Annotated in this window: 12 protein-coding genes and 1 riboswitch; of the genes, 8 read left to right on the top strand and 4 right to left on the bottom strand. The window is 34.7% G+C overall.

Going from position 1 to position 11,631, the window contains the following annotated elements; translation table 11 throughout:
* The first annotated feature begins 7 nt into the window (after positions 1 to 7).
* The 6 genes from MKY13_RS06300 to MKY13_RS06275 all read left to right on the top strand — a co-directional run bounded on the left by MKY13_RS06300 (position 8) and on the right by MKY13_RS06275 (position 4,759).
* Positions 8 to 538 (top strand): PadR family transcriptional regulator, encoded by a 531-nt coding sequence (locus MKY13_RS06300; RefSeq protein WP_191698093.1) that lies wholly within the window; start codon positions 8 to 10, stop codon positions 536 to 538.
* A gap of 88 nt (positions 539 to 626) precedes the next feature.
* On the top strand, positions 627 to 1,376 hold the full coding sequence (locus MKY13_RS06295; protein WP_191698094.1) for a hypothetical protein: 750 nt from the start codon (positions 627 to 629) through the stop codon (positions 1,374 to 1,376).
* A gap of 97 nt (positions 1,377 to 1,473) precedes the next feature.
* Positions 1,474 to 2,457 carry an alpha/beta hydrolase gene (locus MKY13_RS06290; RefSeq protein ID WP_191698095.1) on the top strand — a complete coding sequence of 328 codons (984 nt, stop codon included), beginning with the start codon at positions 1,474 to 1,476 and terminating at the stop codon, positions 2,455 to 2,457.
* Positions 2,458 to 2,544: 87 nt separating this feature from the next.
* The gene (locus MKY13_RS06285) at positions 2,545 to 3,003 is read left to right on the top strand and encodes a hypothetical protein (RefSeq protein WP_339215824.1); all 459 of its coding nucleotides are present in this window, start codon (positions 2,545 to 2,547) and stop codon (positions 3,001 to 3,003) included.
* A gap of 71 nt (positions 3,004 to 3,074) precedes the next feature.
* Positions 3,075 to 3,542, top strand: a complete 468-nt coding sequence (locus MKY13_RS06280; protein WP_339215822.1) for a site-2 protease family protein — start codon at positions 3,075 to 3,077, stop codon at positions 3,540 to 3,542.
* 23 nt (positions 3,543 to 3,565) lie between these two features.
* Entirely contained in the window at positions 3,566 to 4,759 is a 1,194-nt protein-coding gene (locus MKY13_RS06275) for a hypothetical protein (RefSeq protein WP_339215820.1), read from the top strand.
* A gap of 338 nt (positions 4,760 to 5,097) precedes the next feature.
* Here MKY13_RS06275 and MKY13_RS06270 read toward each other — a convergent pair whose 3' ends face one another.
* On the bottom strand, positions 5,098 to 5,322 hold the full coding sequence (locus MKY13_RS06270; protein WP_191698098.1) for a sulfurtransferase TusA family protein: 225 nt from the start codon (positions 5,320 to 5,322) through the stop codon (positions 5,098 to 5,100).
* 13 nt (positions 5,323 to 5,335) lie between these two features.
* Positions 5,336 to 6,385: a YeeE/YedE family protein gene (locus MKY13_RS06265; RefSeq protein ID WP_191698099.1), complete on the bottom strand. Its 1,050-nt coding sequence runs from the start codon at positions 6,383 to 6,385 to the stop codon at positions 5,336 to 5,338.
* A 293-nt stretch (positions 6,386 to 6,678) separates the two neighbouring features.
* Between MKY13_RS06265 and MKY13_RS06260 the strand changes: the two genes are divergently transcribed.
* Positions 6,679 to 7,383 carry a class I SAM-dependent methyltransferase gene (locus MKY13_RS06260; RefSeq protein WP_191698100.1) on the top strand — a complete coding sequence of 235 codons (705 nt, stop codon included), beginning with the start codon at positions 6,679 to 6,681 and terminating at the stop codon, positions 7,381 to 7,383.
* A 187-nt stretch (positions 7,384 to 7,570) separates the two neighbouring features.
* On the opposite strand, the gene MKY13_RS06255 is transcribed toward MKY13_RS06260, so the two are convergent.
* A complete protein-coding gene (locus MKY13_RS06255; RefSeq protein ID WP_191698101.1) occupies positions 7,571 to 7,918 on the bottom strand; it encodes a DUF6176 family protein in 348 nt (115 codons plus the stop codon).
* 13 nt (positions 7,919 to 7,931) lie between these two features.
* Positions 7,932 to 8,669 carry a DUF2087 domain-containing protein gene (locus tag MKY13_RS06250; protein WP_318245170.1) on the bottom strand — a complete coding sequence of 246 codons (738 nt, stop codon included), beginning with the start codon at positions 8,667 to 8,669 and terminating at the stop codon, positions 7,932 to 7,934.
* 227 nt (positions 8,670 to 8,896) lie between these two features.
* Positions 8,897 to 9,078: riboswitch (cobalamin riboswitch) on the top strand.
* A 157-nt stretch (positions 9,079 to 9,235) separates the two neighbouring features.
* Here MKY13_RS06250 and metE point away from each other — a divergent pair.
* A complete protein-coding gene (gene metE / locus MKY13_RS06245; RefSeq protein ID WP_339215816.1) occupies positions 9,236 to 11,524 on the top strand; it encodes a 5-methyltetrahydropteroyltriglutamate--homocysteine S-methyltransferase in 2,289 nt (762 codons plus the stop codon).
* Positions 11,525 to 11,631: the final 107 nt, after the last annotated feature.

Below are 11,631 nucleotides of genomic sequence, written 5' to 3'. Positions count from 1 at the left end.
TATTATATTGACTCAACTCCTTGTACTAGGTGCACTAAATATGCAACCGATGTCTGGCTATGATATACAAATCATGCTACAAGAGAACGAAGCCGAAAGATGGTCAGGTGTACTAGTTGGGTCCATCTACCATGCTTTAAAAAAATTGGAACAAAATCATTTTATAGAAATAGATCATATCGAACATAGCGGTAATCGCCAAAAATCTATTTATCGAATTACTGATTTAGGAAGAGCGCATTTAAAAGAGCTTGTTTATAACTCTATTATTTCTTCTAATGTACCCTACCCTCTCTCTTTATACGCTGGTTTATCTATGATTGATCAATTAGAAGAAGAAAGAGCAAAAGAAGCATTAAAACATCATTTAAAAATGCTTGAAAATGAACTCCTTTTAGTCGAAAGCGGTTTATCAATAAAAGAACAACATTTACCGAACGGATTTTCACCAATGATGTCTATTGTAGCTAAAAACATGGTGGATATTTTAGAACAGCAAATTAACTTTGTGAAGGATTTATTAAATAGTTATAAATAGAATTTAATCGTTCCTCTTATTAAGAGAGGAACAAAAAAATAACCACATACTCAACGTTGAGTATATAAACTTTAAGGAGTGATCCATTATGAAACTTGACCATCTCGTAATAAATGTAGCTGCAAATTACCAGCAAGAAAGTGAGGAAGTTCAACAAATTAAAAAAGCTGGCCTTCCCTATAATATAAAAAAGGGTAAAGGTACTAAAGGTTTTAAAGCAACTAATATTTGGACTGGAAATGAATACTTTGAATTAATCACTATTAAAAATAACGATGGTGGCGGATGGAAGCCTGAATGGGTTCATGCCTATAATTCGGGACATAGAGGATTAATTTGCCTGATGATTGACGTAAATAATATTGATGCTCATGTTCAGCGCTTTCAAAAAGAAGGAATTTTCATTTCCAATCCTGAAAGAATTAAGATTGAATTTTTCTTTAAGTTATTTTCAAAAACAATGCCATGGCAAAATAGCTTTTTGAATTTCTTTGAAAAAATCCCTCTTCAAATTGGTTTTCAACAAATGGATAGTGAAAAAATCCGAAAAGGGTTTGAAAAGTATATGGTTCCTAATTCTAAAGAGAATAACATATCTGGCATTGCAAAAATTCATATTTCAGGCGACTTCACTATTTCCGACTATCAAATGTTAAGAACTGTTTTTGAGAAAACAATTGATAATGAAAACCAACTAATCGTCCAGTTAGAAAATTCCCAAGAAATTATTTTTGAAAAAGCTAAAGACTATTCTGTAAAGGCCCTATTAAAAAACGATAATAGTTCTTTTAGTAGGAAGACATGCGAAATTGAAAACATCCTTATAAATATAGACTAACTCACAAACAATGCATTGCAATTGAACAGGATACGCTCTATTCAATTCAGTTAGAGGAAAAGGAAATTGCTATTTCACTACAGTTGGAGGGAAATGTGTGAAATTTAACTCTAGAAATTTAGCATACAATGACACAGAAATTTATTGGAAAGAGTATCAACGATTTTTCCCTGAAGAATTGAGAATAAATGAAAATAATCTGCCAACTGAAGAATGGTGGGATTGGAATGATTGTTCAATCCATTTGGACCGAATGTCTGTTTCGGGATCAAAAATTAAAGTTATTTTAATTCACGGCGCAGGCGGAAACGGTAGACTATTGGCTCCATATGCACGAATGCTACAATTAAATGGATACGATGTGGTATCCCCAGACCTCCCCCCTTATGGTCTAAGTTACAGTTACACTGAGTCATTGAGTTCCATGGATTACCGCGATTGGATAAACATAATTAAGGACTTCATGGAACAGGAATATAAGCGAGACGGTAAACAAATTGTACTATTAGGAGCCAGCATTGGAGGCATGCTTGCATATCACGCGGCAAGTATGAGCAAACACGTTAAAGGTTTGATTGTTACGACCTTTGTAGATACAAGTAATCAGAATGTTCGTGATCAAATTGCCCCAAACAAGCTGATTAGCCGCTTAGGAAAATTTGCGATGGATAGTCTTCCATTTGCATTGGATTCATTTCGGATTCCCGTTTCGAAAGTTTCGAGAATGAAGTTAATTACAAATAACTTTGAACTGACAAGACTAATTATGAATGATCCTCGAGCGGCAGGAACAAAAATTCCATTACGATTTCTAAGAACCTTCTTAAATATGAAAACAATTATTGAACCTGAATCCTTTAACGTCTGTCCTATATTACTTATCCATCCCGAAGTAGATCCAATGACCCCATTTAACTTAAGTGAATCTTTCTTTAATCGACTAACATGTAAAAAAAGATGTGTAATTTTAGAAGGAGCTGGCCATTTTCCGATAGAACAACCAGGTATCGAACAGATGAAAACAGCTGTACTAGATTTTTTAATTGAGATAGAAAATAACGTTGTATCTAAAAAAGACTAGTGTTTCGTATTAGTTTTGCTTTCAATCACTGAATACTTATTAAATTACTATAAAAAATGAGGTAGCAAAATGTTTTTCAAACCGAAATTGATTAAAAATGAAAAAAAATATAGTGCTAAATTGTTATTTGAAGATGTGTCATCTGAGACATGGGATAAGGATAATTTGACGAAAGCTAATTTAGATTTTTCAATAGATAGCGTTCGTCGCGTTAATGAATACGCTGATCGATTAATCCACACAGAATTTGGCCAGCAGCTATTAAAAGAACATCATGATAATTTGATAACACGCATCGGTGCCTATTTAGGGGAAGTAATTAAAAATCACAAAGACGGCCAATATCGCTGGTTTGATTTTAACTCTATAAGAGAAAATACCATGCATTTAGATGAATATTCAATAAGTGTACAAGATGAGTCTGTACTTTATTCTAAAAAGATGGATGATGTATTATGTCCTATCTATGAAGTGAAGCAATATTTTGATGGACAATCGAAATATACCAATTTTTTGGAATATGTAGAAGTTGCTATTAAAGAATAGGTTTATACTATAGTTAATTAGAGTGGTAGTTTACCATTTTTGTCTTATTCGTCTTTGGGGAGAGGGATTGAATGCAAGAACAATTAATTAACTTTTTGATGTATATACTTTATATACCAATAGTATTTATCATTCATGAATTAGGGCATGCATTATTTGTTGTTTTGTTTGGAAAGGAAGTTAGAGAAGTACAACTTGGATTCGGGAAAGACTTATTTAGAATAAAAAAATTCGTTGTAAAAAGAAGCATGGGATGGAACGGTGGTTATTGCTCATGGGAAAATATTGATTCCTTGGCGTGGTATAAAAAGATCGTAATATTTTTAGGTGGTATTATTTTAAATTTAGTCACAGCAACTTTAGTGTGGATATTTGGTGACGTCCAGTATGCAGATTGGTATAGATCATTTATTATTCTATCTTACTTTATAGCAGTAATTAATCTACTCCCGTTCAAATTCAAAAGTAATATTACAAAAATAGAATCAGACGGATTACAATGTATTAAGCTAATGAATTCTTTGAAGCAAGGGAAGTAGCATTTTGATAATAGGAGAATTATATGAAAAAGCTTATAGACACAGTCTTAAACAACATATCAAATGAGCGATTTGAGAATTACTGGGAAGGATTTCAAACTGTTGCCTTCGCAATTTTTGATGATAAAGATGTCTTTTTATTTAACCATCCCAAATATAATGAGGAACGGTACATCAAACTTGTTAAAACTGATGAATTCCACGCTTGTACCTGTATATTATTTGAAGAAGTACCAACAGCTATTGTAGATATTACTCTTTATGATTCCTTTGAAGTCATATATTCTTTAATCGTACATGAGTCGTTTCATGTATTCCAACATTTATCCGAAGAAAGCCGATATCCAAATGAACTGTTAGGATTTAACTATCCAATTGATTTTAATAACATTCAACTACGTATTTTAGAAAGAAAAAGACTCTTTGAAGCCTTCTCATCGTCTGACTTATTTGAAAGACAGAAAAAAATAAACGAATTTATCACAGTCAGAGATAAGAGAACCGAATTATTTCCTGATTATGTCGAATATGAAAATTCTGTTGAAACGATTGAAGGACCTGCATTTTATGTTGAATATCAAGCGTTAACTGATAAGAGTTACCATAAAAAAGTAATAATTAATCAATATGCTGAGCAACTATTAGATAACAACAGATCGCACATACATATACGAAGTAGTTGCTATTATTCCGGTCTATTTCTCTGTTTATTACTAGATGACATTTCAAAGGACTGGAAATTAAAATTTACAAAATCAAATTTAGACTTATATCACTTTTTTAAAAATGCCTATACAAACTATACTTCTGTAGAATTAACTATTCCTGATAATACGAAGGAAGTTTCTTGGATTCTAGACAATGCTATATCAGATAAACTAAGAGCATTCGACCACTTTAATAAATCTGAAGGCATAAAACTAATTATTTCTGGAGCGATTAAACTAGTAAGTTTCGATCCGATGAATATTACTCAATTAGATAGGCAATCATTACATCATAATTTTTTAAGTATTAAAATCAAGGAACACAGCTATTTTATTCAACAGCCTGTTTCTACTACATTTAAAAATAATTTTAAAGATGTTCATTTAATAGAACTTTATTTGAATCAACGACCTTTACATATAGGAAATCGACTTATCATTGATAATTTTGGTGAAATTGAAGGTAGTGTTATTTCAGAAGAAAGTAACTCTATTCATATAACAGTTTAGAATGAAATATCGGCTTTTTCTGGACAAAGCGAAATGTCCTTAGAAGCCTTTTTACTGCTTCTAAATTTTATTAATAATATTCGGACTCTGTCGTTGTTGATTTTCTAATATCGTTTGAAATCTTCTAATATAATTTTATTTGTTCTAATAAAACTCCGATTTGCTAATATACTTTTAAGATGTGCTAATATGGGGGCAATTTGTTCTAATATCACGTTTCAATCTGCTAATATCACTTCAAGTTTTTCTAATAACTCTCTCAATTGTTCTAATAAAATACCAACGCCTTAAACCCCGACAAAAAACAGCACCTCAAAATTCGAGATGCTGTTAATTCATTATTTTTTCTTAATCGTAATTGTCCAAGATGCTTCGCCTAATTGCTCATAGTTTGTCACTTCATGGCCGTCTTCAGCTGCCCAACGTGGAATGGATTCTGTACCTTGTGTACAGTCAAATTGTACTTCCAGCTCATCACCTGTGTTTAAGTCTTTGATTGCTTCTTTTGCTTCAATTAACGGGAATGGACAAACCATTCCTAATACTTCTAATGTTTTCTTCATATAAAATCTCTCCTTATGCACGCGCTGCTGCACGTTGTTTTGATGGACGCACAAATACGAAGTAAGATGCTGTCCATGTTCCCAGAATCATAAATGTTAAAGCCGTCCAGCCTGACCAAGTCATCATAGAAGTCATAACTAAACCATTACCAATCGAACAGCCGCCTGCAAGACTAGCACCAAATCCCATTAAAATACCGCCACTAGAGCTTCGTACAACTGTTTTTGTATCAGGTGTCCGTAAACGGAATTCACCGCTCATTTTTGCTGCGAAATATGAGCCGAAGAAAATACCTAATACAAGGAACACACCCCAGTTAATAATATCTAAATCTCCTGTTACTAAAAACTGGAGAAGGTTTGCTGAAGGTGTTGTAATACCTAGACCGAAAATACGTCCTGATGCCGCACTTAACGGCCACGCTAATGTCGCAATTAAACCGATTAAAACCGCAGTCACATATGGATTCCAGCGTTTTTCAAATAAAATATGCGCTAAGCCTGTTTTCTTTGGCTTTAAGCTTGGAATCTTCACACGAGGTTTACGTAATTCACGGTAAACAACGAATGCCACCAAGGCTACAAACGGAATGACTAAAAACCAAACATTAATGCCGAATGTTTCTGCAATTGAATCTGTACCGACTACCGGAGTACGTGCATCCACTGTAAATTGTGCCAATGGACCAGACTTCATGATTGCTGCCATTAACATATAAAACGCCAATGCGATCCAGCTCCCGATTAAACCTTCCCCTGCGCGATACCAAGTACCTGTGGCACAACCACCTGCAAAAATAATCCCTATACCAAAAATAAACGCGCCTCCTATTGTTGCCCACAATGGAAACTGCCCTACTGTATACTCAAACGCACCTGCGCCGATAAGTGCAAACACACCTACTGCCTGTATGGCAATCGCAACAAGTAACGCATAAAACATGCGATTATCTTTTGCGATGTACATATCGCGGAAGCCACCTGTTAAACAAAAGCGTCCACGCTGCATCACAAAACCTAAAAGAGCACCACAAAGGATACCCGTTAATGCCATCTGTAACATAATTATTCCCCCAAATTTTATTACCTAGTTTATCTATAGGAATATAATATAATAGTTTTCCACTATAATTCAAGCATTTTGATTAAATATTTGTTAACTTATTAATTTAGTTGGTTTTAATATTAGATAAATACCGTTTTCTTCGCCTCCCCATCAGAAAAGAACCATCACTTTTTACTGACATATGATACAAAGAAATATTTCGTTCACATCGCGGCTTGTTTTAATAGGTGTTATCCCTTCTAGAAACGGGCAAATCGTGTGAATTATTTCATCATCAAAATTTAAAGTAGGTGAAACATATAAAAAATTCCTATTTAGAGCTTCTCGCAGAACTTGGAATTGGTGGTGCACACCCTGGCGGAATTCATCTAACAGAAGAAATATTAAAAAATGAAAATATTAATAGTAGTTATCACGTTTTAGATGCTGGCTGTGGTACTGGTCAAACAGCAGCTTACATTTCACAAACATTCCAAGCGAAAGTGACAGCGCTTGATTTTAATCCGACAATGGTTGCAAAGGCCAGACATAGAATGAAGATTAATAATTTGCCAGTAGAAATATTGGAAGGCTCTATTGAAGATATCCCTTTACCAAATGATCATTTTAATTTTATTATTTCTGAATCCGTCCTTTCATTTGTTAATAAACAAAAAGCAGTGAGTGAGATTTATCGCATATTGAAAAGTGGTGGACGGTTCATTGCTGTAGAACCAACGTTGAACGAACGACTTGACGATGCCCAAGAACAAGAAATCATGCAGTTTTATGGTCTTGATTCCCTACTCTTGGAAACAGACTGGGCAGATTTATTAAAACAGACTGGCTTTGAAAATATTCAAATAAAGCATCATACTACAATTGAATCCGAACCCGATTTTCATTACTCCAATGAAATTGACCCCGCGCTTTACGACGTCATGAGAAAACATTTGGACATTATCACCAAATATCAGGAAACTTTTAATTATCGAGTCTATACTTGCTCAAAATAAATATCCTGCTATAATCACGCTTATAAAAAAGGACCGTACCATTTCATAAGAGAGGTACGGTCTTACTAAAATTATAAAAGTATTGCATACCGAATTTTTTAAGGAGTTGATGGAATAATTGGTTATACCGATATTGGTTTATGTACTATATCTTGTTCACTACATTCATTTTTAGCAACCTGATTCCTTAAAGATCCATACTAGCACGGACTTTTTCCGGAATCATCACAACTTTTGTATTTAAATCTACAGAACCAAAACTTTCATCAATGCATTCATCCCAATACTCAAGATGTCTTTTATCTATCCAGTGATCGGAATCATCCACATCCACACCGCCTTCTCCACGAACCGAATACCAATATAAATATTCTTCGCCATTCAGTATTTCATGAAATATTGTTTCCACATACATTTTTTCACCTTCCAACGTTACAAGTACATCATCCATATGTTCATTCAAAAACTTTAGCCATTCCTCCACTTTAAAGGATTTACCGGGTCTTACCCGATAGCGAGTTAATTCCACATTCACGATTTAAAACCCCCTATTGTTTCAGCCAATATTCCGAACCGTCATTATTGCGCTCCATAAACCCATATTCGATTAAATGACGACGAAGCGATACAAAATCTGCATTGACCGTTTTTAAAATTTCATTCACTTCCTTTTCATGATAATGCTTCCCCTCTTCAAAACGCTTTAAAATATGCTGTAAAATGATAAGCTTTTTCTTTTCCTTACTTGGAATTATTTCAATGCCACCGTCTAGTCCATTTCTGAAATATGTTGTTAGTACTTTCTCGCGTTCTTGTTGTTCAATACTATAGCGTTCGTCCACTTGTTTCGCCCCCTTATGAATTGTATAGTGCTCCGGGTTTTTCATGAGCTGCATTAATGCAATAAAAATTTTCGCCTGCTTTTCCTTCTCGCGTAATTTGAAACGATGCTGACGAACTGTTGATACACTTGTTAAACTGCTTTTTTCGACTATTTCCTGATCTGACTTGCCTTCAAAAAAGTACTGTAGCATTTCAATTTGTACATCCGATAAACCTGTTACCTTTTTATCAAGTGACAGCAATGCATGAAACGACGATTTATGTATTTGTCTGATATGCAGCTTCATCATACCTTCTGCTGTAAATAACCGTCCCTCATGTGGAAAGACTTCATGAAGCCCAAAGCTTGCCCCGCAAAATAAGCATTCGTAATGGTCTTCTTGAAGTTCATATCCATTTACCAATGTATCTATCGAAATATTTTGAATATCCAAAACAACCACCTCTACAAACATTTATAATCTATGTCCTTTATTTTGTAAACAAATTTATAATTCGTTTATCATTAAAAATTTATTGAATATACGCCCTATCCATCCTATATATAACTTTAAAAGTTGTTAAAAAGCTGTCTTACGTCTTTCTTTTTACCATTTTTACTGAAAATTCTATATTTTTAGCGACCGAGGTATACAATTATGGTTCCTTTTATGCTATAGTTTGTACAATTACATAACGTGTAAGAAAAGGTACGCATTTGTTGTGCGTTTAAAAGGGAAGTTTGGTGCGAATCCAACACTGTCCCGCAACTGTATTTCGGAGCAACTCTTAAAAAGCCACTGTAATTTAACGGGAAGGTAAGAGGCGCGTTGATGTTAAGTCAGGAGACCTGCCTTTTTCTAGTACACACCCGATACCTACGTGGAAATAGGTGGTGTTCTGTGCGAATAAAGCGTCAATTATAGACGTTTATTTTACTATGCATAGATAAGTCCTAAGCTGTTTCCAAGTCACATTGGAAACAGCTTTTTTATTTGGGTTATGTAAATACATTAAGGAGGCTTATCAAATGAATATTATTAGTAATGTTATCGGTTACCCTTATATCGGGGCTACCCGCGAATGGAAACAAACTTTAGAGAAATTTTGGAAAAAAGAGATAGAAGAAGATGTATTCGAAGAACAGCTAAAAACCATTCGCCTGAATCGTTTAAAACGCCAACAGGATTTAGGACTACAGTTAATTACTATCGGGGATTTCACAAAATACGATCGGGTACTGGATTTAGCGGTGATGTTTAACATCATTCCTAAACGCTATGATGTGCTACCAAATGCTTCTTCGTTAACTACATACTATGCAATGGCACGTGGTACTGACGAAGTAATAGCATGCGAAATGACAAAATGGTTTAATACAAACTACCATTACATTGTTCCGAAATATGAAAATCAGGAGTTATTCTTAACAAATAACTATATTCTCCAACAATTTGAAGAAGCTAAAAATGAACTAGGTATTATCGGAAAGCCAACAATTATCGGTCCATATACTTTCGTTGATTTAGCAAAGGGATATGACGAAAAAAGCCGTGCAGCCTTCTTTTTAAAGTTAATTCCGCTATATGCACAGGTAATCCAGCAGCTTGTAGATGCAGGTGCTGATTGGATTCAAATTGAAGAACCTTCTTTCACTAAAAACCTCGAGGAAGATGAGATTTTATTAATTGAAGAAGTTTATAAACAATTAACTGAAGCCCTACCACACGCAAAAATACTAGTTCAAACTTATTTTGAAGCACTAACTTCATTTGAGCGCTTAAGTAATCTACCTGTTGCAGGAATTGGCTTAGATTTCGTACATGGTAAAACAGAAAATATGAAATCGCTTCTACAGCATGGTTTTCCTAAAAATAAAACATTAAGCATCGGCATAATTAATGGTCGGGATATTTGGTCAGCTAACTTAGCTGAAGCTGTTTCTACAATAAGTACAGTTAAGCAACTAAGTGGTGTTAATGATTTATGGATTAGTTCTTCCTGCAGTCTACAGCACGTCCCTGTTACAAAAAAATCAGAACAAAATCTTCCACATGAATTATACGATGCGCTTGCTTTTGCTGACGAAAAAATTCGGGAAATTGCACATTTAACAAATTATATTCAGCATGGAACGTGGGCTAAAGAAGGTATCGTCGCAAATAGTATTAAAGCAATTGAATCTTTAGCGACACACCCTATACGAAAAAATGAGCAAGTTAAAAATTTAGTTAAGGGAATTAAGGATACAGATTTCACACGTACTGTTCCATTCAAAGAACGTCAAGTACTGCAAAAGAAATCGTTAAACTTACCCGACTACCCTACCACAACAATCGGCAGCTTTCCTCAATCTCAGCTAGTAAAGAAAACACGGGCGGCATGGCGTAAGAAAGAAATTACTGACGAACAGTACGAGGCATTTGTAAAGGAAGAAACAGCACGTTGGATTCAAATTCAAGAAGAAATTGGATTGGATGTATTAGTACACGGAGAATTTGAACGAACAGATATGGTGGAATACTTTGGAGAACATTTAACTGGATTTGCCTTTACGAAAAATGCTTGGGTTGTATCATACGGCTCTCGTTGCGTAAAACCACCAATCATTTACGGTGATGTTGAATGGACACACGCGATGACTGTTAAAGAGGTAGTTGAGGCACAAAAGCTTACTTCTAAATATGTAAAAGGCATGCTTACTGGACCTATCACTATTTTAAATTGGTCATTCGTTCGCGATGATATCTCAAGAAAAGAAGTAGCATTCCAGCTTGGTTTAGCAATTCAGCAGGAAGTAAAGGCACTAGAAGATGCGGGCATAAAAATTATCCAAATTGATGAACCTGCACTTCGGGAAGGACTTCCTTTACGTAAGGAAAATTGGGCTGAATATTTACAATGGGCGGTGGATTCGTTTAAGCTGGCAACATCAAAAGTGGCGATAGATACACAGATTCATACCCATATGTGTTATTGCGAATTCAATGATTTTATAGATCCAATCCGCGCTTTGGATGCAGATGTAATTTCATTGGAAACTTCCAGAAGCCATGGAGAGCTAATTGATTCATTAAAAGTACATCCATATGAACTTGGAATCGGTTTAGGTGTTTATGATATTCATAGCCCCCGTGTTCCAAGCATCTCAGAGATAAGTTCTATATTAGAAGAAAGTCTCGCTGTTATTCCAAAAGATCAATTTTGGATTAACCCTGACTGTGGTTTAAAAACACGCCATGAGTCCGAGACGATTGCTTCATTAACGAATATGGTAGAAGCCGCTAAGCTACTACGCGCTCAAGTACTATCTGTCTGATTTCAAAAAAATACAGTAAATCACTAAACACTTAAATATTAGTGGTTTACTGTTATTAAAATTTTGTCAGACGATAAGCTATGGAATTAATAAACGGAGGAATTCCG

This window comes from Solibacillus sp. FSL W8-0372, assembly GCF_037969735.1.
Classification (GTDB): Bacteria; Bacillota; Bacilli; order Bacillales_A; family Planococcaceae; genus Solibacillus; species Solibacillus faecavium.
Note: the sequence above shows the minus strand (reverse complement) of the source record. Positions and strands in the feature narration are given on the sequence as shown.